Here is a 20,827-nt window from a genome sequence, read left to right as displayed (position 1 = left end):
CTCGAACCCGACGTACTCGCGGCCCGGGTCATGGCCGAGGTGCCGCTGCTCGACGGCGCCACCCACTATTTCGTCACGGCCTCGGTCACCGCCGACCCGCGCCATCCCCTGGGACGGATCGTCGGCGACGGCCTGGTCCTCGGCGGCAGCGGCTCGGGGCGCGCGCACGCCCGCAGGCTCGGCTTCGACGGCGTCAACGGACTGCACGTCGGCTCGGCCAACCACTTCACCCTGCTCAACACCGACCCCGTCTACACGGCCCTGCGCTCCTGGCTCGACGACGGAACCCGCTGACGACCCCGCCGAGGCTACGCTGAGCGGCATGACTCTCGACCACGGCGACCCGGGTGACGGGCCTTCGATCCCCCTCCCGACCGCACCCCTGGACAACCCGGCGCGCCCGTCGGCCGCCGAGGAGGCCAGAACCATTGCGGCCGCGACCAATACCGCGACGCTGGCCAGCCTGAGCGCCGACGGCGCACCCTGGGCGTCGTTCGTCACCTACGGCCTGCTCGACGGACAGCCGGTGCTGGCGGTGTCCGAACTGGCCGAGCACGGCCGCAATCTCGCCGCCGATCCCCGCGCCAGCGTCGCCATCGTCACCCCGGACATGCCCGCCGACCCGCTCGCCGGCTCGCGGGTGACCCTGGCCGGCGTGGTCGAGCGGCCCCTCGGGGCCGAGGCCGAGGCGGCGCGGGCGGCGCACCTGGCCGCGGTGCCCGCCGCCAAGTACTACCTGGACTACGCCGACTTCACCGTCTGGGTGCTGCGCGTGCACCGGGTGCGCTGGGTCGGCGGCTACGGGCAGATGGACTCGACCACCGCCGAGCAGTACGCGAAGGCCCTGCCGGATCCGGTCGTGGCGCAGGCCGCGCCCGGTGTCGCCCACCTCAACGCCGACCACGCCGACGCGCTGCTGCTCATGGCCCAGCGGCTCGGCGGCTTCCCCGACGCGACCGCCGCGACGTGCGAACGGGCCGACCGCTACGGCCTGCAACTGCGTGTCGAGTCACCGCGCGGCGTCGCACGGACGCGGGTGGGCTACGCCGCGCCGCTGGACGGCATCGACGGATTGCGCGCGGCGACGGTCGAACTCACCCGCCGAGCCCGCGCTCAGGCCTCGTAGAGCTCGAGCGGCAGGTCGTCGGGGTCGAAGAAGAACGCCATGTGCTTGCCGGTCGCCTCGTCGGTCCGCAGTTCCTCGGTGCGCACGCCGCGGGCCGCGAGCTCGGCCAGCGCGGCGGGCACGTCGGCCACGGCGAAGGCCAGGTGGCGCAGGCCCGCCGCCTCGGGCCACGACGGCCGCGGCGGTGGGTCCGGGAAGGAGAACAGCTCGACGCGGCCGCCGCCGGGGACGGCCAGGTCGAGCTTCCAGGAGTCGCGGTCGGCCCGATACTGCTCGGCGAGGACGGCCAGGCCCAGTGTCTCGGTGTAGAACCGGCGCGAGCGTCGGTAGTCCGTCGCGATGATCGCCACGTGATGGAGGCCGAGGAAGTCCACGGCGCCGACCCTACGCCGACCGGTCAGGTCCAGAGCGCCGCGACGAGGACGTTGGCGACGCCGAGGCCGCCCGCCGCGTGGGTCATCCAGTCGATCTGCTTGCCGCGCTTGGCGTCCGCGCGGCCCATCTCGGCCAGCGCGGCGACCGCGACGGCGATCACCAGCTTCACGCCGATCTTGGCGTTGTCGGGGTCCTTGCCGAGCGAGTCGATGGCCGAGGCCATCCCGACCAGCACGATGCCGGTGATCAGCTGCGCCCGCGCGCCCCACACCATCAGTTCCGACACCACCGGCCGGGAGGCGGCATAGCCACCGACGAGCGCGGCCATACCGAGCAGGTGGGTGACGACGACCAGGTTGTAGACGAAGTCCATAGGCGAGCAGCGTAGTTGACCGCCCCCGTGACTACTACGCAATGTCGTCGAATCGTGTCCCGGCCGGGAAACGCGAACGGCGGCCGGGCCCGAGGGCTCCGGCCGCCGCGACGACGGAGGCGGGACTACCGCCCGACCGCCGCCGCGTCGAGCTTCTTCGCGTCGCTGCGCACACCGAAGGCGGTGACGACCTCCATGACACCGATCACGATGAGGAAGATGCCGACGACCACGACCAGCGTGGACAGCGAACCGATCGGCCAGACGATCAGGATCACGCCCGCCACGGCGCTGATCACGCCGTAGAAGATCTGCCAGCCGCGACCGTCGTAGGAGGGCTCCGACAGCGCCGCGAACAGCACGGTGACACCGCGGAACAGCCAGCTGATGCCGATCCACAGGCCCAGCAGCAGCACCGAGGTCAGGTCGTCCCGGAAGCAGAAGATGCCGATCACCAGCGACAGCACACCGCTGATGAACGACAGCACCCGCAGCGACGTGGGCACGTGGGTGAAGGCCGCGATCAGCTGGAAGATGCCGCTGACCACCATGTAGACACCGAAGAGGATGCCCGCGACGAGCAGCGTCGGCCCGGGCCACACGAGCACGATGACGCCCAGGATCACCGCGAGGATGCCGGTGATCAGAATGGTTTGCCAGGTCTTCTTGGCAAGAGCCTGAATCGGGCTCTCCAGCACGGTATTTGTCGTCATCACCTGAGCTTATGCCCGGATCGACATATTGCCTGCACATTAGCTGGACCTGTGACCGTGTCGCGATCGGGCCGGAATCACCGGCCGCCCGATCCACCTGCGCGCGTGACGGTTTTCACCCGTGCCGGGCGGTCGGGTTTGGCGTTCGCGCGGCCCGGGTAGCTGTAGAGAGTGTCGGTCGTACTCGTGCTCCAAGCGCAGGGCCTCGGTGAGCTGCTCGCCGCGGTCCCGGCATTGCGGGCCCTGCGCCGGGCCATGCCGCAGCATCGCATCGTGCTCGCCGCTCCCCCGCGGCTCGGCCGTCTCGTCGACCTGATCTCCTCGGTCGACGAGTTCGTCGCCACCGCCGATCCGGCCGCGCTGATGTGGACCGGGCCCGCCCCCGAACTCGCCATCAATCTGCACGGAGCGGACAGCGCCAGCACGCGGGCACTGGCCGACACCGGTGCCGAGAAGATCCTCTGTCACCGCACCCCCGCCTTCCCCGAACTGTCCGGCCCGCGCTGGGATCCGGAGGCGCACCCGATCGATCGTTGGTGTCGCCTGCTCGAATCGGGTGGCATCGCGGCGGACCGGCGGAACCTGGGACTGGTGCCGCCGGTCGCGCGCACCTCGCGCCGCGACTGCGTGGTCGTCCACGTCGGCGCGGGCGCGCCCGCGCGCCGCTGGCCGGCGGAACGCTTCGCGGCGCTGGTGCGCCACCTTCTGGTGCTCGATCAGGACGTGGTCGTGACGGGGGACACCTTCGAACGCGACATCGCCGTGCAGGTGGCGGCCCAGGCCGGGCTGCCGTCGAGCCGGGTGCTGGCCGGCCAGCTCAACCTGACCGAGCTCGCCGCGACCGTGGCCGAGGCGTCGCTGGTGGTCAGCGGCGACACCGGCGTGGCGCAGCTGGCGACGGCCTTCGGCACCCGCACCGTGCAGTTGTTCGGCCCGACCGCCCCCCGCCGGGGCGGACCACCGGCGCACCTGCTCGGCAGGCACGCGGTGCTGTGGGCGGGTCAGGAAGGCGATCGCGACGGCGCCGAACCGGATCCGGGCCTGCTGCGGATCGGGGTGCCCGAGGTGGTGTCCGCGGTCGACACGCAGCTGTCGAAGCTCGGGATCGCGGGCGCGGGCCGCTCGCGCTACCGCCGGGTGGGTTGAGGCGACGGCTCGTCGTGGGCGGTCCGCACCGCCGCGGCATGGGCGGCCAGGGCGCTGGGCCGGAACCGTTCGAGGTAATCGCGGGCGTCGGTGAGCCCGCGCGGGTCGAGCCGGTACAAGTGCCGGTTGCCGTCACGCTGCATGCCGACCAGGCGGGCCGCGCGCAGGACGCGCAGGTGCTGCGAGGCGGCGGAGCTGGTGACCCCGACCGCGGCGGCGAGGTCGCCGACGGACCGCGCGCCCTGCGACAACGCCTCGAACACCGCGCGGCGGGTGGGGTCGGCGAGTGCGCTCAGCGCCCGAACTCCGTTAGCGTCCACTGACACAGTGTGCTCGGGTTCGACGGCGTCCGACAGGGTCGGCGCCGGACGGATTTCCGCAGGTCGCGAAGGTAACGAAAAGATCACGAACGCGTGCTGACGTGCGCGAACAGGTGTTATAGCAACGCGTGATGGCGGCCACATAACTCGCTGGCGCGCCGGTCGACTGGTTACGTTCGAGACATGTTCGTGACCAACCCGTTATCTGCCCGAGTGCCCGCCGCCCTGTCGTCCCGACGGGGCCGCGTCGCCGCGGGTGCGGTCGCCCTCACCGCCGTCGTCAGCACCACCCTCGCGCTCGGCGGCGGCGACGACCGCACGCCCGAGCAGCTCGCCGCGGGCAGCGCCCTGTCCGCCACCACCGCGCCGGTCGCCGGCCAGACCGTGTCGACCTACACCCTCACCGCGTTCACCCCGCCCGAGGCGCAGGGGCCCCAGGGTATCGCCCTGCCCGCGCTGCCCGCCGACCTGCTGCCGCCGCCCGTGGCCGAGGCGCTCGAGGCACACGGCCTCGCGCTCGAGCACCGCAGGCCCGCCACCGTCCGTCCGGTGGCCGGCGTGCTCACCTCCAACTTCGGTTCCCGCTGGGGCACCCAGCACAACGGCCTCGACTTCGGCGACCCGCTGGGCGCGCCGATCCACGCCGTCACCGACGGCACCGTGATCGAGGCGGGCCCGGCCTCGGGCTTCGGCCTGTGGGTGCGCGTCCAGCAGGACGACGGCACCGTCGGGGTCTACGGGCACGTCAACGAGTTCTTCGTCCAGCCCGGCCAGCAGGTCCGCGCCGGTGACGTCATCGCCACCGTCGGCAACCGCGGCCAGTCCACCGGACCCCACCTGCACTACGAGGTGCACGACCCGGTTCAGGGCCCGGTCGACCCGCGCCCGTGGCTCGCCGCGCGCGGCATCGAGGTCGGCGACGCGGGCGACTGATCCGCCGCCCCGATCGCGCCCGCGTGCGCGACGAGGAACTCCCGCAGACGGGCGACGGCGGGCGTCGGCCGGTGCCTCGGGGACACCAGCCCGATCGCTCGCCGCCGCCGCCCGTCCAGCCGCACCACCGCCGTCGCGGGGTGCGGCTGTTCGGCGTCCGGGAGCGACCGCCGGCACGCGTGGGCACCGACGCCCGGCCACCCACCGACAGCCCCGGAACGCGGGTGCCCGTAGTTTCCGGGGATCGACGCGCCGGGGCGGGTCGTGCAGGATCACCAGGGTTCGCCCGGGGTTCCGTGCCGCAGCACGACGATCGCGGGCGCCGGGTAGGCTGCCCGGGGGTAACGGTCGGGGCGCCGGGACAGATATGCCGGTTCGGGGCCGTCCGGCCCTTTCGACACACAACGACGACGTGGCCGCCCAGTGGCCCAGGGATGGGATCGACTCTTCGATGACACGACGTAAGACCACGCTGCTGCGCGGCGCCGCGGTAGCTCTCTCCACCGTCCTCGGCGTGCTGCTCGCCGGTGGCACGGCGCCCGCGGCGCCGGAACAGCCGTCGAAGATCGCCTCCGTCGTCAAGGACGGCCGCACCTGGCACCTGAAGGTGTACTCGGCGGCCATGGGCACCGAGATCGACGTCGACGTCCTGCGTCCGGCCGACACCTCCACCCCCGCGCCGAACCTGTGGATGCTCAACGGCCTCGACGGTGGCATCGGCACCGCGAGCTGGGCCGCGCAGACCCAGGCGCTGACCTTCCTGTCGGACAAGCACGTCAACGTCATCCAGCCCATCGGCGGCCGCGGCAGCTACTACACCGACTGGGCGAAGCCGGACCCGGTCCTCGGCAACAACAAGTGGAAGACCTTCTTCACCGAGGAACTGCCCCCGCTGCTCGACGCCGAGCTCGGCTCCTCGGGCCTGAACTCGCTGGCCGGCCTGTCCACCTCGGGCACCTCGGTGCTGCAGCTGGCCGAGGCCAAGCCGGGCCTGTGGAAGTCGGTGGCGGCCTACAGCGGCTGCGCGCAGATCGCGGATCCGGTCGGCCAGACCTTCGTGAAGCTGTCGACCGAGACCTGGGCGGGCGGTGACACCCGCAACATGTATGGCGAAGCCAACGACCCCCGCTGGGCCGAGAACGACCCGGTCATCAACGCCGAGAAGCTGCGCGGCACCAAGCTCTACATCTCCACCGGCAGCGGTATCCCGCTGCTCAAGGACGTCGAGTACTACGTCAACGGCGCCCCGGGCCCGGTCGGCGTGGTCAACCTGGGTCTCGGTGTGGCCATCGAGGCCGCGGTCAACGGCTGCACCAACGCGCTGAAGTCCAAGCTGGACTCGATCGGCATCCCGGCCACCTACCAGTTCAACCCGGTCGGCACCCACTACTGGCCGTACTGGGAAGAGGCGCTGCACCTGTCGTGGCCGATGCTGGCCGAGGGCATGGGCATCCCCGCCTGATCCCCCGCTCCACGAGCTGTCGCCGGGTGCGCCGCACCCGGCGACAGCTGTCTTCCGGGCCGGTCCGGTCAGGTGCCGAGGGCGGCCAGGGCCGCGACGAGGCGCCTGCTGCGGGCGCTCATGGCCGCCGCGTTCTCGTCGGGGTGCCGTAGCCACCAGTGCACCAGCGCGGTCACCGAGCCCATCCACACGTCGGTGATCGCGGAGAGGTCCCCGTCGTCGGCGACGTGCCCGGCCACGCCGGCCGTGACGCCCCGGGCGGCCTGGCCCGCGATGCGCCGCCGCGCCGCGCGGACCGCGTCGGCGGCGGGCCCGGTATCGGGGTGGGAGCGGTCGAAGAGCACCGACCAGTCGTGGGGGCGCGGCTCCAGGGCGGTGAAGATCGCGTCAAGGGTCGCCAGGGCCATGTCGACGCCGACCCGGCCGGTGATGGCCGGTTCGATCGCGCGTTCCAGCAGGTCCGCGGCGCGTTCGACGCAGGCGATGTAGAGCCCGTCCTTGCTGCCGAAGTACGCGTAGACCAGCGGTTTGGACACCCCGGCGCGCTGCCCGACCTCGGCCGGAGACAGCCCCGCGTAGCCGACCCGGCCGATCTCGGCCGCGGCCGCGTCGAGGATCTGCTGCTCGCGCTCGGCGCGCGGCACGCCCTTGGTTCCCGCAGTGCTCACCCCGTCATCCAACCATCACGGCGCCTCCTGTTGACAGCTGAATTGACCAACTCGTAAATTACTATTCAGTCAATTCGAGGAGTCGCCGTGCCGCCCGCCCTCTGGGAACAGATCGACAGCCCCCTGCTCTACGCCCTGCCCGTCTTCGCCGTGTTCATCGCCCTCGAGGCGATCAGCCTGCGCCACGCCGACCCCACGGACACGCCCCGCCCCTACCTCGCCGTGGACACCCGGACCAGCCTCGGCATGGGCCTCGGCGCGCTCGGGTTCATGATCGCGTTCAAGGCGCTGACCCTGGTGCTGTTCGTCTTCCTGTGGGCGACGCTGGCGCCGTGGCACCTCCCGACCGGGGCATGGTGGTACTGGCCGGTGCTGCTGCTCGTGGTCGACCTGGCCTGGTACGGCAACCACCGCTTCTCCCACCGCGTCCGCATCGGCTGGGCCGCGCATCAGGCCCACCACTCCAGCGAGTACTTCAACCTCGGCACCGCGCTGCGCCAGAAGTGGAATCCGTGGTCGGAGGCGATCTTCTGGCTGCCGCTCCCCCTGCTCGGCTTCGCCCCGTGGACGATCTACGTGGCCTTCGCGCTCAACCTGATCTACCAGTTCTTCACCCACACCGAGACGATCGGCTCGCTGCCCCGCCCCGTCGAGTTCGTGTTCAACACCCCCTCGCACCACCGGGTGCACCACGGCAGCGACCCCGAGTACCTGGACCGCAACTACGGCGGCATCCTCATCGTCTGGGACCGGATGTTCGGCACCTTCCAGCGCGAATTGCACACGCCGACCTACGGACTGACCACCCCGGTCGGCACCTACAACCTGCTGCGGCTGCAATATCACGAATACGGCAACATCGTGCGCGATGTCCGCGCCGCCTCGGGCCTGCGCGACAAACTCGGCCATGTGTTCGGACCACCCGGCTGGCAGCCCGCCACCCGGCCCCGAACCGGTGCGGCGGAGACGACCGCCTGACGGCACCGCCTCCGGTCCGTCACCGCCCTCATCCTCGAAGGAGTCACCGTGCTCGAACGCCTCGACCGCCTCGACCGCCTCGTCCAGGACGTGCTGCTCAACCCGCCCGCCCTCGCCCGCGCGGTCACCCGGCTCGCCGCCGGTGAGCCGCACCCGATCGCGGGCCGCACCGTCCTGCTGACGGGCGCGTCCTCGGGGGTCGGCCGGGCCGCCGCGCACGCGCTGGGCGCCGAGGGCGCGCGGCTGATCCTCGTCGCCCGCGGCGCCGACGCCCTGCGGGCCGTCGCCGACGAGGTGCGCGCGGCGGGCGGGCAGGCCGAGACGCTCACCGCCGACCTGTCCGACCCCGGCGAGACCGAGTCCCTGGCGAAAACCGTGCTCGACACCCACGGCCGCGTCGACGTGCTGGTCAACAACGCGGGGCGATCGATCCGCCGTGGCGCGGCCGACGCCACCGACCGGTTCCACGACTACGAACGCACCATGGCGCTCAACTACTTCGGCGCCGCGCGGCTGACGATGGCGCTGCTGCCCTCGATGCTGGCGGCCGGGAACGGGCACGTGGTCAACGTCGCCACCTGGGGCGTGGCGGCGGGATCCATGCCGATGTTCACCGCCTACCACGCCTCGAAGGCGGCGCTCGGCGCGTTCGGGCGCAGCCTGGCGGCGGAGACCAGGGCGAAGGGCGTGCACGTGACCACGGTCGGGTTCCCGCTGGTGCGGACCGAGATGATCGCGCCCACCGGCAAATACGATCGCGCGGCGGCCCTCTCGCCGGAGCAGGCGGCGGCGTGGATCGTCACCGCCATCCGCACCCGGCCGCTCGAGCTGTACCCGCGCTACACCCGGGTGTTGCAGACGCTGGCCACCGTGTCGCCGCGCACGGTCGACGCGCTGATCTGGCGGATGGGGATCTAGGTCCGGTCAGGGTCGTCCCCTACGACGGGCGGGTCGCGCGCGTGGCCGTCCAGTCCCCCGGTAGGCCCGCGCCCCTACCGGGGTAGCGGGGTCACAACCGCTCCGCGGCGGGATCCGGGCGGGCGGCCGCCGTTCCTACCGTCGGGACATGGCGACCGTAGGCACTGCTTCCCCCCTTCCCCGAATCCGGTTGCGGCCCTTCACCGACCGCGACACTTCCGACACCGGCGGCGGACGGCCCCTGCACGGGCCCCTGATGTTCACCGCGCTCGTGATGGCCGCGCTGGTGGTCGTGTCCGCGATCGGCATGCTCGTCGACGACCGCGAGATCCTGCACGAGTCGGTCTGGCTCAAACCGGCCAAGTTCGGTGTCGCCTTCGCCGCCTACACCGTCACGCTGGCCTGGGTGCTGAGCCTGCCGCACCGCGGGCACCGGCTGACGTGGTGGCTCGGCACGATCTTCGCCACCGCCGGCGTCGTGGACGTCGGCTTCATCGCGCTCCAGGCGGCGCGGGGCACGTTCAGCCATTTCAACGACTCCGACGACCCGGTCAACCGGATCGGTCAGCAGGTGTTCGTGTCGGGGGTGCCGGGACTGTTCCTGACGACGGTGCTCATTGCGGCCGTCGTCTCGTTCCAGCGGCTGGCCGACCCGGCCGTGCGCACGGCGCTCAAGTCCGGGATCTGGCTGGCGGTGGCCGGGATGGGGCTGGGATATCTGATGGGGTTCACCGGGCCGCAGCTGGTCCGGCAGGCCGACGGCACCGTGATCGGACTGGTGGCCGGCCACACCGTCCGGCCGGGCGCGGCCGCCGACCAGGCCCGCGACGGGGTGGGGGCGATGCCGCTCACGCACTGGTCGACCACCGGCGGCGACCTGCGCATCCCGCACTTCGTCGGCCTGCACGGGCTGCAGGTGCTGCTGATCCTGGCGGTGACGCTCGCCGCGCTCGCCCGGCGCCACCAGTGGCTGCGTGCCGAGCGCATCCGGACCGCGCTGGTCGCCGTGGCGGCCGGTGGCTACGCGGGCGCGTTGGCGCTGCTGTTGTGGCAGGCGCTGCGCGGACAGCCGTTGACCGCGCCCGACACGGCCACGCTGCTGGCCTGGTCAGCGCTGGTGACGACGGTCCTCGGCGCGGCGGCCGTGGTCCTCGCGCATGCCCGTCGCGCGGCGCGGGACGGGGGGTGAGCGGCGTGGCCCGAGTGAGTCCGGCGCGCTCAGCGCAGGCGCTCGGCCTCGCGGGTCAGCTCCAGCAGGGTGCGGCCGAGCCCCGCCAGCTCGTCGTGCTCGGCGCCCTCGGCGATGGCGGTCGCGACATCCTCGGCCGCGCACCGCGCGGCGAACCAGCGATCGGCGAGGTCGGCCACCTCCTGGGCGCTGAGCACCACCGAATCCTCGGGAATGCCGGTGCCTTTCAGGCTGGTGCGGTGTTCGTAGGCCCGCTGACGGCAGGACTGACGGCAGTACCGGCGGCGACGGCCGGATTCGGAATCGACGATCTCCCGACCGCACCACAGGCAGGACCCCAGGCGACGCATGCCCGGAACATTAGCGCTCCGCGCGGCGCGGGTGCGGGACCGGTCCCGGTCACCGGGCGCGCGCGGCGACTACAATGGAACAGTTCGGCGATCTCGTTCGTTGAATCGTAGACACCGCCTCGTAACAGACACTAGGGAGAAGTTTTCATGGCAGATCGCGTACTCCGGGGTAGTCGGCTCGGAGCGGTGAGCTACGAGACCGATCGGGACCACGACCTGGCTCCGCGCCGGATCGCCCGCTACAAGACCGACAACGGTGAGGAATTCGACGTCCCGTTCGCCGACGACGCCGAGATCCCCCCGACCTGGCTGTGCCGCAACGGCCAGGAGGGCACCCTCATGGAGGGCACCACGCAGGAGACCAAGAAGGTCAAGCCGCCGCGCACCCACTGGGACATGCTGCTGGAGCGCCGGAGCAAGGACGAGCTCGAAGAGCTGCTCAAGGAGCGCCTCGAACTGCTCAAGACCCGCCGGCGCGGCTGAGACACCGAGCGCAGGCGCGCTCGAGTCGCGGCCCTTCGGGCTCCGACGACCACGACCCGGGACCCGCACCTTCGGTGCACGGTCCCGGGTCGTTGTCGTCGGGGCGACCGGTGCGGCTAGTGGCTGGCGACCTTGCGGTACTGCACCAGCGCCGCAGGCATCGCTATCGCCAGGATGGCGACCGAGCACAGGAACGCGTAGAGCACGCAGTGGTCGGCGGGCCAGCCGGTCGCGGGGGCGAAACTCGGCGGTGAACCGTTCTCGAACAGCTTGCGGCCGGCCGCCGAGACCGCGGTGATCGGATTCCATTCGGCGATGGTGCGCAGCGGGCCGGGCAGGGTCTGGGCGGAGATGAACGCCGAGGAGATGAACGACAGCGGGAACATCCAGATCAGGCCCGCGCTCTGCGCCACCTCGACGGTGGGTGAGAGCAGGCCGGTCAGCGCGCCGACCCACGACATGGCGAAGGCGAACAGCAGGATGATGCCGAAGGCCAGGGCCGCGTCGGCGAGGCTGCCGTTGATCCGCCAGCCGACGATGTAGCCGCACACCACCATCACCGCCAGGCTCAGCACGTTGACGACCAGGTCGGACAGGGTGCGGCCCATGAGGACCGCCAGCCGCGACATGGGCAGGGTGCGCATCCGGTCGATGATGCCCTTGTGCAGGTCACCGGCCAGGCCGACGGTGGTGAACGCGGCGTTGAACGCGACGGTCTGGGTGAAGATGCCCGCCAGCAGGAACTCGCGGTACTGGTCGCCGCCGAGCGAGGCCCCGAAGATGTAGGCGAACAGGAAAACGAACATCAGCGGCTGGATCGTCGCGGTGACCAGCAGCGTCGGCACCCGCAGGATCGTGAGCAGGTTGCGGTGCGCCACGATCGCGCTGTCGCGCAGGAACCGGGCGCGGGGGGCGTTGGTGTCGGTTTCGGCACGCGGCGTCGGTGTCTGGATGGGCAGCGCCTGGGTGTCGAGATCGTCCGGAACCAGATCCGGGGCAAGGCTCACGACAGGATCTCCTCGTGCACGTCGTCGGTTTCCGGTTCCGGCGCGGGCGCGGCCGGGGTGCCGGTGAGGGAAAGGAACACATCGTCGAGGGTCGGCCGGACGACGGTGGCGTCGGCGACGCACACCCCGGCGTCGTCGAGACGGCGCAGCGCCTCGACCATGGTGCGGGTGCCGTCGCCGACCACGATCGCGACCTCGTCGGTGCCCGGCTCGTGCAGTGGCTCGCCGATGCCGACCTGACGCAGCACCGTCATGGCGGGCCCCGGGTCCTGGCCGGGGGCCAGGGTGACGGTGAGGCGGTCGCCGCCGATGGAGGTCTTGAGCTCGTCAGCCGACCCGCGGGCGATGACGGTGCCCTTGTCGATGACGCTGATCCGGTCGGCGAGCAGATCGGCCTCCTCGAGGTACTGCGTGGTGAGCAGCACGGTGGTGCCGTCGGTGACGAGGTCGCCGATCACCTTCCACATGTCGAGGCGGCCGCGCGGGTCGAGCCCGGTGGTCGGTTCGTCGAGCACGACGACCGGCGGCCGGGCGACCAGGGCGCCTGCCAGGTCGAGCCGGCGGGCCATGCCGCCGGAGTAGGTGCCCGCCCGCCTGCCCGCGGCGTGGTCGAGGCCGAGCGCGCCGAGCAGTTCCTCGGCGCGCGCGATCGACTGCTTCTTCGACATCCCGTACAGCCGCGCCACCATGCGCAGGTTCTCGTACCCGGTCAGGTTGGCGTCGACGGCCGCGTACTGCCCCGACAGCCCGATGCGGGTGCGCGCCGTCGCCGGGTCGCCGAGCACGTCCACCCCGGCCACCCGCACCGACCCGGCGTCGGGCCGGAGCAGGGTGGTGACGATGCGGACCGTGGTGGTCTTGCCCGCGCCGTTGGGCCCGAGCAGTCCCAGCACGGTGCCCGCGGGGATCTCCAGATCGATGTTCTTCAGGACGCGGACCTTGCCGTAGCTCTTGGCCAGGCCGCGGACCTCTACCGCCAGACTCACGAACGCCTCTCCTTCGGGCCGGTCGGGCACACGGTGACGTCCCCGTCGAGGTGGCGGGCCAGCACGGGGCCGATCGCCGCGAGCGCCTCGGGGGTGGTCATGGCCGAGTGCCTGCACGGCAGCTCTGTGTTGTGGACGGTGCCGGTGACGTACCGCTGCCAGGTGTGCGCGCGGCGGGCCGGGTCGGCGGCGTTGATCTCGTCGGCGGCCGCGGTGAAGAACACCAGGTCGCCGTCGAACACGCGGGGCCGGAACCGGTTGGCCATGACGGTGCCGTCGGCGTAGCCGGTGTAGAGCCGTTCCAGGTGGTCGACCGACAGCGCCGCGAACGGGCCCTGGTGCGCGCGCAGCAGATCCGCGGCCTCGCGCAGGTCCAGGTCGGCGGGCAGGTCGGCACCGGCCGCGCCGAACTCGCCGAGGATGTCGGCCACGCTGGGCATCGCCGTGTCGAGCCAGCGGTCACCGAGCTGGTAGCTGTCGAGCATCGCCAGGACCGCGACCCGCTCGCCCGCCTCCTGCAGCTGCACGGCGATCTCCTGGGCGATCAGGCCGCCGAGCGACCAGCCGAGCAGATGGTAGGGACCGTGCGGCTGGATCGAACGGATGTGGGCCACATAGTGACTCGCCGCGGCCTCGATCGTGGTGAAACCGGCCTCGCCCGCCACGTGCGGCGCCTGCAGGCCGTACACCGGACGCCGCGGCGACAGGTGCGGCAGCAGCCCCGCGTAGCACCAGGACAGGCCGATGGCCGGGTGCACGCAGAACAGCGGGGCCTCCCCGGCCTGGCGGACCGGCCGGATCGGCAGGACCGTGGCCAGGGCCTCCGCCATGGCCGAGGCCGCGCCGCCGCCCTCGAGCCGCGCCGCGATGCCCGCGGGTGTCGCGTCGCCGAACATGACCTGCACGGGCATGTCGAAGCCCTGATCACGCACGGCGGCAACGACCTTGGTGGCCAGCAGCGAGTTGCCGCCGAGTTCGAAGAACCCGTCGTCGGCGCCCACCCGTTCGATCCCGAGCACCTCGGCGAAGGCCCGGCACAGCGCCGCCTCGGCCGGGGTGGCCGGCGCCCGGTAGCCCTCGGCGGCGGTGAACACCGGCTCGGGCAGCCGGGCCCGGTCCAGTTTGCCGACGGGGCTGAGCGGGATCTCGTCGAGCAGCATGATCGCCTGCGGCACCATGTAGTTCGGCACGTGGGCGGCCACGTGCGCGCTCAGCTCGGCCTGGGTCGGCGCGGTCCCGGCCCGCGGCTTGACGTAGGTGACCAGCGCGGTGGTGCCCGCGGCGGTCGTGTGCCCGATCGTCAGCGCCAGTTCGACCGCCGGGTGCAGGGCGAAGGCGACGTCGATCTCGCCGAGTTCGATACGGAAGCCGCGGATCTTGACCTGGTGGTCGGTGCGGCCGACGTACTCGACGTCCAGCCCGGACTTGGCCCCGTCGCGCCAGCGCACGAGGTCGCCCGTGCGGTACATGCGCTCGCCGGGCGCGCCGAACGGGTTGGCGACGAACCGCTGGGCGGTCAGCCCCGGCCGGTTGTGGTAGCCGCGCGCCAGCGCGTTGCCCGCCAGGTGCAGTTCGCCCGTGACCCCGATCGGCGCCGGGTGCAGCCGCCGGTCGAGCACCCCGGCGGCGACACCGCGGATGGGTCCACCGATGGTGATCGGCCCGTGCGGGGTCATGGGCTGGGGCATGAGGGTGACGATGGTCGTCTCGGTGGGCCCGTAGACGTTGTAGAAGTTGCGCCCGGGCGCCCAGCGCGCCAGGAGGTCCGGCGGTAGCGCCTCGCCGCCGCACAGCACGTGCGCCAGGGTGCCGACCCCGGCCGGGTCGACGGTGCCCAGCGCCGCGGTGGTGATGAAGGCGTGCGTGATCCGCTCCCCCGCGAGGACCCGGCGCAGGTCCTCGCCGCCGACGACGCCGGGCGGGGTGATGACCAGCGTGGCCGCCCCACCGAGCGCGAACAGGATGTCGAGCATGGACCCGTCGAAGCTCGGGGTGGCGAAGTGCAGGATCCGGCTGCCCGGGCGGACGTCGTAGCGGTCGGCGCATTCCAGGGCGAAGTTGGAGATGCCGCCGTGGGTGACGACCACGCCCTTGGGGGTGCCGGTCGAGCCGGAGGTGTAGACGACGTAGGCCGGGTTGGCCAGCCGCAGCGGCCGGATCCGCTCCGCGTCGGTGATCGGCGCGTCGTCGGTGCTCAGCACCGAGGCGCGTACGTGCGGGTCGTCGAGCACCAGCCATTCGGCGTCGCCGGGCAGCCCGGCCCGGTGCGCGGTGAGGGTGAGCCCGAGGCGGACCCCGGAATCGGTGAGCATGTGGCTGATCCGCGCGGGCGGATAGTTCGGGTCGACCGGCACGAACGCCGCGCCCGCCTTGGACACCGCCAGCATGGTCGCCACCGATTCGACCGAGCGCGGAATGCCGAGGGCCACCATGCTCTCCGGGCCGACGCCGCGGCCGATGAGGACGCGGGCGAGGCGGTTGGTCCAGCGATCGAGCGCGTCGTAGGTGACCACGGTGTCGCCGCTGGCCAGGGCGACCCCGTCGCGCGAGCGGGCGGCCGCGGCGGCGAAGACCGCCGGGAAGGTGACCGGCGTGTCGGCGCGGGCGCCCCGGACCGGCGCCAGCGCGGTCCACTCCACCGCGTCCAGCAGGGCCAGGTCGCCGACCGCGGTGTGCGGGTCGGCGGCCACGGCGGTGAGCAGCCGGACCAGGCGGTCGCCGAGGCGGCGCGCGGTGACCTCGTCGAACAGGTCGCCCGCGTAGTTCACCGACAGCGCGATGCCGTCGGCGATCCGGTCGGCGGTGTGGGTCTCGGTGAGGGTGAACTGCAGGTCGAACTTGGCGATACCGGTGTCGGCGTCGACCGCCTCGATCCGCAGGCCGGGCAGCTCCAGCATGCGCACGGGGCTGTTCTGCACCGACAGCATCACCTGGAACAGCGGGTGGTGTGCCTGCGAGCGCGCCGGGTTGAGCACCTCGACCAGGCGCTCGAAGGGCAGGTCGGCGTGGGCGAAGGCGTCCAGGTCGGTGTCGCGGACGTCGCGCAGCAGGTCGGCGAAGGGCTGCTCGTCGCGGACCGGGGTGCGCAGCACCAGGGTGTTGACGAACATGCCGATCAGGCCGTCGAGCGCGGGGTGGCCGCGGCCCGCGCTGGCGGTGCCGACGGCGATGTCGTCGGTGCCCGACAGCCGGTGCAGCAGCACCGCGAGCGCGGCGTGCAGCACCATGAACATGCTGGCGTTGCCGGTGGTGGCCACGGTCTGCAGCGCGCGGTGGGTGGCGGCGTCGACCTGGCACGACACGGTGCCGCCCCGGTAGGACGGCGTCGGCGGCCGCGGGCGGTCGGTGGGCAGCGCCAGCAGTTCGGGCAGCCCGGCCAGGGCGTCGCGCCAGTAGCCGAGCTGGCGGCTGATCAGCGAGTCGGCGTCGTCCTCGGTGCCGAGCAGGCGCTGCTGCCACAGGGTGTAGTCGGCGTACTGGACCTCCGGGATCTCCGCGCCGAAGGTCTCCCCCTCCCGGATGGCCCGGTAGGCGGCGGCGACCTCGGCCACCAGCGGCTGCAGCGACCAGCCGTCCATGGCGATGTGGTGCACGACCAGCACCAGCACGTGTTCCTTGGACGAGGCGACCGCCAGCTTGGCCTGGGCGGGCACCGGCAGGCCGGTGTGGTCGACGGTGATCAGCGCGGCCCGCAGCGGCACCGCCGCCGCCAGGTCGAATCCCGGTGCGGCGAAGCGGGACACGGTCTCGAGGACGTCGCCGGGCGCGGCGCTGGCGTGGAACAGCGTGACCGCCGCGACCTCGGGATCGAGGATCCGCTGCTCGGGTTCGCCGTCGGTCTCGGTGAACACCGTGCGCAGCGTCTCGTGCCTGCGCTGCACGGTGTGCAGCGAGGCGATGAGCGCGTCGAGGTCGATCGGGCCACGCAGGCGCAGCACCATCGGGATGTTGTAGGCGCCCGCCGACGCGCCGGACGGGTCCGCGCTCGCGTTGAACCGGTTGAGGAACCACAGCCGGCGCTGGGCGGCCGAGAGCGGGATGCGCTCCGGGCGTTGCTGTTTCACCAGCTCCGGACGGTCGGCCGCGCCGGACGGGCCCGAATCCAGCAGCGCGGCGATCTCCTCGACGGTGGGCGCGGCGAAGACCGTGCGCACCTCGAGCCGGACGTTGCTGGCGGCGGCGAGCCGTGCGACCAGCTGCGTCGCCAGCAGCGAGTTGCCGCCGATGTCGAAGAAGCTGTCGGTCGCCGACACCTCGGCGGTGCCGACCAGGTCGGCGAAGACCCGGGCGACCAGGCGCTCGGACTCCGTCGCGGGCGCCCGGCCCGCGGTGGCGGTGAACTCCGGCTCGGGCAGGGCGCCGCGATCGAGCTTGCCGACCGGGGTCAGCGGCACCGCGTCCAGCAGGGTGATCGAGGCGGGCACCATGTGCGCGGCCAGGTGGCTCGCGGCGTGCTCGCGGACGGAGGCGAGGTCGGCCGGGTCGGTGCCCGCGGCCAGCTGCACCCACGCGACGATGCGGTCGTCGCCGGCGATGCGGCGGACCTCGGTGTGGGAGAAGCGGACCCGCGGGTGGCTGCCGAGCACGGCGCTGATCTCGCCGAGCTCGATGCGGAAGCCGCGCACCTTCACCTGGTGGTCGCTGCGGCCGAGGTATTCGATCTCGCCGGAGCCGGTCCAGCGGACCACGTCGCCGGTGCGGTACATGCGGGTGCCGGGCGGGCCGAACGGGTCGGCGACGAACCGGCTCGCGGTCAGTCCGTAGCGCCGGTGGTAGCCCTGGGCGATGCCCGCGCCGCCGATGTAGAGCTCGCCGGGGACGCCCGCGACGACCGGGCGCAGCCGCTCGTCGAGCACGACGGCCCGCGCGCCGCGCACCGGGGTACCGATCGCGACCGGCACGCCGATGGCCAGTTCCGACATCGCCGCGATGACGGTGAATTCGGTCGGCCCGTAGGCGTTCACGAAACGGCGCCCGCCCGTCGCCCACTTCGCGACCAGGTCCGGCGGCACCGCCTCGCCACCGGCCATGAGGCCGCGCAGGTGCGGCAGCGGCCAGCGCACGGCGTCGATCGAGGCGAGCACGGCCGGCGTGAGGAAGGTGTGCGTGACCTGTTCGCGGTCGAGCAGGGCGCCCAGCTCGTCGCCGCCGTAGATGTCGATCGGGCCGATCACCATGTCGGCGCCCGACCACACCGCGAGCAGCATGTCGAGGACGGAGACGTCGAAACTGGGGGTGGAGAAGAAGAACGTCTTGGAGAAGCGGTCGAGCCCCATCCGTTCCTGCAGGTCGACCGCGAGGCTGACCAGGCCGGTGTGGGTGACGGTCACGCCCTTGGGCAGGCCGGTGGAGCCGGAGGTGTAGATCTGGTAGGCCAGGTCGGCCGGGCGGACCGGGCGCAGCCGCTCGGTGTCGGTGACCGGCGTGTCGGGGTAGCCGGCCAGTTCCGTGTGCAGCGCCGGGTCGTCGACGAGCAGCCACTGGGTGTCCAGCGTGCCCGCGGCCTCGCGCAGGCTCTCCGCGGCGGCTGCGGTGGTGAGGACCGCCCGGGCGCCGGAATCGGTGAGCATGTGCCGCACCCGGTCGGCCGGGTAGCGCGGGTCGACCGGCACGAAGGCCGCGCCGCTCGCCGCGACGCCGAAGATCGCCAGCGCGCAGTCCAGCGATCGGGTGAGGCCGACGGCGACGCGGTCACCGGTCCCGATGCCGCGGGCGATGAGCGCCCGGCCGAGCCGGTGCGCGCGGGCCGCGGCGTCGGCGTAGCTGAGCTCCCCCATGGCGCCGGAGACGCTGCCGCCCTCGAACCAGCGCAGCGCGGGCCGGTCCGGGAAGCGGGTGGCGGCCCGGTCGATGATGTCGGACAACAGCACCGGGGTGATCGCGGCGGGCCCCTGCGCGGGGACCAGCGCCCGGCGCTCCCCCGCGGTCAGCGGATCCAGGTCGCACACGCGCTGGTGCGGATCGGCGGTCACCTGGACCAGGACCTGCACGAACCGCGCGGCCATGAGCTCGATCGTCTCGGCGTCGAACAGCTCGGCGCTGTAGACGAAGGCGAAGTGACGTCCGCCGTCCGCGCCGGGCGCCACCCGCAGCTCCAGGTCGAACTTGGCGCGCGCGATGTCGAGTTCCTCGACGGCGAGCCGCAGGCCGGGCAGGGTGAGCTCCGGGGCGGGGTCGTCCTGGAGGGTGAGGGCGACCTGGAACAGCGGGTGGCGGTTGCTCGCCCGGCTGTCGCGGCCCAGCGCGTCGACCACCCGCTCGAACGGCAGGTCGGCGTGCGCGATCGCCGCCAGTTCGCCGTCGCGGTCGGCCAGCAGCAGCTCGGCGAAGGTGCGGCCGGGGTCGACGTCGGAACGGAGCACCAGGGTGTTGACGAACATGCCGACCAGTTCGTCGAGCTGGATGTCGGTGCGCCCGGCTACCGGGGTGCCGATGGGGATGTCCCGCCCGCCGGTGACGGTGCGCAACAGGACCGCCAGCGCGGTGCGGACCACCATGAACAGGCTGACCCCGTGTTCGCGGGCGAGCTCGTCCAGGGCGTGCTGGAGCCGGTCGGGGACGGCGAAGCGCACCGTGCCCGCGATGCCGGTCGGGTCGAGGGGGCGCGGCCGGTCGAAGGGCAGCGGCAGCTCGTCGGGCAGTTCGGCGAGGGTCTCGCGCCAGAAGCCCAGCTGGGTGGCCGCGATGCTGTCCGGCTCGTCCTCGGCGCCCAGCACCGCCCGCTGCCACAGGCTGAAGTCGGCGTACTGCACGGGCAGCGGTTCGCGAACGGGCGCGCTGCCGCCCGCGCGGGCGACGTAGGCCACCGCGAGGTCGCGGGTCAGCGGCCCGAGCGACCAGCCGTCGGCCGCGATGTGGTGCACGACCACCCCGAGCAGGTGTTCGCGGTCGCCGACCCGCAGCAGCAGCGCGCGCAGTGGGGTCTCGCGGGTGAGATCGAAACCGCGCCCGGCCAGCGCGGTCGCCTCGGCGCGGGCCGCGTCGAGGTCGGCGACGGGCACGGGGCGCAGCGCGGGCACGGCCTCGGCCACCGGCAGCACGAGCTGCCGGGCGCCCGCGGTGTCCTCGGGGTAGACGGTGCGCAGGACCTCATGCCGCTCGATCACGTCCGCGAGGGACGCCTGCAACGCCGCGATGTCCGGATCGCCGCTGATTCGAAGGGCGAAAGCGATGTTGTAGGCGCTCGATTCGGGGGACAATCGGTTGAGGAACCACAGCCGCTGCTGCGGCAGCGACAGTGGTACGCGTCCCGGGCGCGGGGTGTGCACAGCCAGCGCCACGCGCTGCGTCCGGGGCGCTTCCGTGATCAGCGCGGCCACGCCCGCCACCGTCGGCGCCTCGAAGATCTGGCGCACCGGCAGTTCCACCTCGAACTCGGCGTGCAGTGCCGCGGCAAGGCGGGTGGCGAGCAACGAGTTGCCGCCGATGTCGAAGAAGCTGTCTTCGGCGCCGGGGACGTCGCGGCCGAGGATCTCGGTGAACACCGCCGCGACACGCATCTCCAGATGCGTACGGGGAGCGCGGGATCCGGCCGTCGCGGTGAACACCGGCGCCGGCAGGGCGCGGCGGTCCAGCTTGCCGGCCGGGGTGACCGGCATGCGGTCGAGGACCGCGAGCGCGGCGGGCACCATGTACCCGGGCAGGCGCCCGCGCGCGGTGTCGAGCACCGCCGCGGGGTCGAGCGCGTGGTCGGCCGTGACGTAGGCGGCCAGGCGGGACTGGCCGTGCTCGTCGGTGTGCACCACGGTCACCGCGCCGGTGACGCCCGGGTGCTCGCGCAGCACGTGGTCGATCTCGCGC

The 20,827-nt window shown here is 72.7% G+C and carries 17 protein-coding genes and 1 pseudogene; 9 read left to right on the top strand and 9 right to left on the bottom strand.

The window, feature by feature from the left end:
• Together ON36_RS03625 and ON36_RS03620 are read left to right on the top strand one after the other, a co-directional pair.
• Positions 1-294: pseudogene (locus ON36_RS03625) on the top strand (alpha/beta hydrolase); the annotation flags it as partial.
• Positions 295-322: 28 nt separating this feature from the next.
• Positions 323-1,126, top strand: coding sequence for a HugZ family pyridoxamine 5'-phosphate oxidase (locus tag ON36_RS03620; protein WP_043647549.1), 804 nt, complete (start codon positions 323-325; stop codon positions 1,124-1,126).
• On the opposite strand, the gene gloA2 is transcribed toward ON36_RS03620, so the two are convergent.
• The 3 genes from gloA2 to ON36_RS03605 form a co-directional block, all read right to left on the bottom strand.
• Positions 1,114-1,500: an SMU1112c/YaeR family gloxylase I-like metalloprotein gene (gene gloA2 / locus ON36_RS03615; RefSeq protein ID WP_043647548.1), complete on the bottom strand. Its 387-nt coding sequence runs from the start codon at positions 1,498-1,500 to the stop codon at positions 1,114-1,116. The two genes, ON36_RS03620 and gloA2, sit on opposite strands and share 13 nt — an antisense overlap.
• Positions 1,501-1,523: 23 nt before the next feature.
• A complete protein-coding gene (locus ON36_RS03610; protein ID WP_043647547.1) occupies positions 1,524-1,874 on the bottom strand; it encodes a hypothetical protein in 351 nt (116 codons plus the stop codon).
• 125 nt (positions 1,875-1,999) lie between these two features.
• Positions 2,000-2,587, bottom strand: a complete 588-nt coding sequence (locus tag ON36_RS03605) for an HdeD family acid-resistance protein (protein WP_043647546.1) — start codon at positions 2,585-2,587, stop codon at positions 2,000-2,002.
• A 171-nt stretch (positions 2,588-2,758) separates the two neighbouring features.
• On the opposite strand from ON36_RS03605, the gene ON36_RS03600 reads away from it, so the two are divergent.
• Positions 2,759-3,733, top strand: a complete 975-nt coding sequence (locus tag ON36_RS03600; protein ID WP_043647545.1) for a glycosyltransferase family 9 protein — start codon at positions 2,759-2,761, stop codon at positions 3,731-3,733.
• On the opposite strand, the gene ON36_RS03595 is transcribed toward ON36_RS03600, so the two are convergent.
• The gene (locus ON36_RS03595) at positions 3,715-4,053 is read right to left on the bottom strand and encodes an ArsR/SmtB family transcription factor (protein WP_043647544.1); all 339 of its coding nucleotides are present in this window, start codon (positions 4,051-4,053) and stop codon (positions 3,715-3,717) included. The two genes, ON36_RS03600 and ON36_RS03595, sit on opposite strands and share 19 nt — an antisense overlap.
• A gap of 183 nt (positions 4,054-4,236) precedes the next feature.
• Between ON36_RS03595 and ON36_RS03590 the strand changes: the two genes are divergently transcribed.
• Both ON36_RS03590 and ON36_RS03585 read left to right on the top strand, forming a co-directional pair.
• A complete protein-coding gene (locus tag ON36_RS03590; protein ID WP_043647543.1) occupies positions 4,237-4,986 on the top strand; it encodes a M23 family metallopeptidase in 750 nt (249 codons plus the stop codon).
• Positions 4,987-5,437: 451 nt separating this feature from the next.
• Positions 5,438-6,448, top strand: a complete 1,011-nt coding sequence (locus tag ON36_RS03585) for an alpha/beta hydrolase (RefSeq protein ID WP_043647542.1) — start codon at positions 5,438-5,440, stop codon at positions 6,446-6,448.
• 68 nt (positions 6,449-6,516) lie between these two features.
• On the opposite strand, the gene ON36_RS03580 is transcribed toward ON36_RS03585, so the two are convergent.
• Positions 6,517-7,092, bottom strand: a complete 576-nt coding sequence (locus ON36_RS03580; RefSeq protein WP_043647541.1) for a TetR/AcrR family transcriptional regulator — start codon at positions 7,090-7,092, stop codon at positions 6,517-6,519.
• A gap of 111 nt (positions 7,093-7,203) precedes the next feature.
• On the opposite strand from ON36_RS03580, the gene ON36_RS03575 reads away from it, so the two are divergent.
• From ON36_RS03575 to ON36_RS03565, 3 genes are all read left to right on the top strand, one after another.
• Positions 7,204-8,094, top strand: a complete 891-nt coding sequence (locus ON36_RS03575) for a sterol desaturase family protein (RefSeq protein ID WP_043647540.1) — start codon at positions 7,204-7,206, stop codon at positions 8,092-8,094.
• 48 nt (positions 8,095-8,142) lie between these two features.
• On the top strand, positions 8,143-9,012 hold the full coding sequence (locus tag ON36_RS03570) for an SDR family oxidoreductase (protein WP_157224757.1): 870 nt from the start codon (positions 8,143-8,145) through the stop codon (positions 9,010-9,012).
• A 148-nt stretch (positions 9,013-9,160) separates the two neighbouring features.
• Positions 9,161-10,201, top strand: coding sequence for a hypothetical protein (locus tag ON36_RS03565; protein ID WP_218001162.1), 1,041 nt, complete (start codon positions 9,161-9,163; stop codon positions 10,199-10,201).
• A 29-nt stretch (positions 10,202-10,230) separates the two neighbouring features.
• On the opposite strand, the gene ON36_RS03560 is transcribed toward ON36_RS03565, so the two are convergent.
• A complete protein-coding gene (locus ON36_RS03560; RefSeq protein ID WP_043647539.1) occupies positions 10,231-10,551 on the bottom strand; it encodes a hypothetical protein in 321 nt (106 codons plus the stop codon).
• A 147-nt stretch (positions 10,552-10,698) separates the two neighbouring features.
• Here ON36_RS03560 and ON36_RS03555 point away from each other — a divergent pair, with 147 nt between their 5' ends.
• Positions 10,699-11,034 carry an RNA polymerase-binding protein RbpA gene (locus ON36_RS03555; RefSeq protein ID WP_043647538.1) on the top strand — a complete coding sequence of 112 codons (336 nt, stop codon included), beginning with the start codon at positions 10,699-10,701 and terminating at the stop codon, positions 11,032-11,034.
• Positions 11,035-11,150: 116 nt separating this feature from the next.
• On the opposite strand, the gene ON36_RS03550 is transcribed toward ON36_RS03555, so the two are convergent.
• From ON36_RS03550 to ON36_RS03540, 3 genes are all read right to left on the bottom strand, one after another.
• Positions 11,151-11,930 (bottom strand): ABC transporter permease, encoded by a 780-nt coding sequence (locus ON36_RS03550; RefSeq protein ID WP_043647553.1) that lies wholly within the window; start codon positions 11,928-11,930, stop codon positions 11,151-11,153.
• A 107-nt stretch (positions 11,931-12,037) separates the two neighbouring features.
• On the bottom strand, positions 12,038-13,027 hold the full coding sequence (locus tag ON36_RS03545; RefSeq protein WP_043647552.1) for a daunorubicin resistance protein DrrA family ABC transporter ATP-binding protein: 990 nt from the start codon (positions 13,025-13,027) through the stop codon (positions 12,038-12,040).
• Positions 13,024-20,811 carry a non-ribosomal peptide synthetase gene (locus tag ON36_RS03540; protein WP_245557866.1) on the bottom strand — a complete coding sequence of 2,596 codons (7,788 nt, stop codon included), beginning with the start codon at positions 20,809-20,811 and terminating at the stop codon, positions 13,024-13,026. The genes ON36_RS03545 and ON36_RS03540 overlap by 4 nt, the downstream gene beginning before the upstream one ends.
• Positions 20,812-20,827: the final 16 nt, after the last annotated feature.

Origin of the sequence: Nocardia thailandica NBRC 100428 (assembly GCF_000308795.1) — a bacterium.
GTDB classification, from domain to species: domain Bacteria; phylum Actinomycetota; class Actinomycetes; order Mycobacteriales; family Mycobacteriaceae; genus Nocardia; species Nocardia thailandica.
This window is presented reverse-complemented; position numbering and strand designations above follow the sequence as displayed.

Excerpts from the sequence above, each read along its gene's own strand:
- ON36_RS03620 (WP_043647549.1), top strand. The coding sequence starts at position 323 with ATGACTCTCGACCACGGCGACCCGGGTGACGGGCCTTCGATCCCCCTC.
- ON36_RS03610 (WP_043647547.1), bottom strand. The coding sequence starts at position 1,874 with ATGGACTTCGTCTACAACCTGGTCGTCGTCACCCACCTGCTCGGTATG.
- ON36_RS03605 (WP_043647546.1), bottom strand. The coding sequence starts at position 2,587 with ATGACGACAAATACCGTGCTGGAGAGCCCGATTCAGGCTCTTGCCAAG.
- ON36_RS03590 (WP_043647543.1), top strand. The coding sequence starts at position 4,237 with ATGTTCGTGACCAACCCGTTATCTGCCCGAGTGCCCGCCGCCCTGTCG.
- ON36_RS03585 (WP_043647542.1), top strand. The coding sequence starts at position 5,438 with ATGACACGACGTAAGACCACGCTGCTGCGCGGCGCCGCGGTAGCTCTC.
- ON36_RS03565 (WP_218001162.1), top strand. The coding sequence starts at position 9,161 with ATGGCGACCGTAGGCACTGCTTCCCCCCTTCCCCGAATCCGGTTGCGG.
- ON36_RS03560 (WP_043647539.1), bottom strand. The coding sequence starts at position 10,551 with ATGCGTCGCCTGGGGTCCTGCCTGTGGTGCGGTCGGGAGATCGTCGAT.
- ON36_RS03555 (WP_043647538.1), top strand. The coding sequence starts at position 10,699 with ATGGCAGATCGCGTACTCCGGGGTAGTCGGCTCGGAGCGGTGAGCTAC.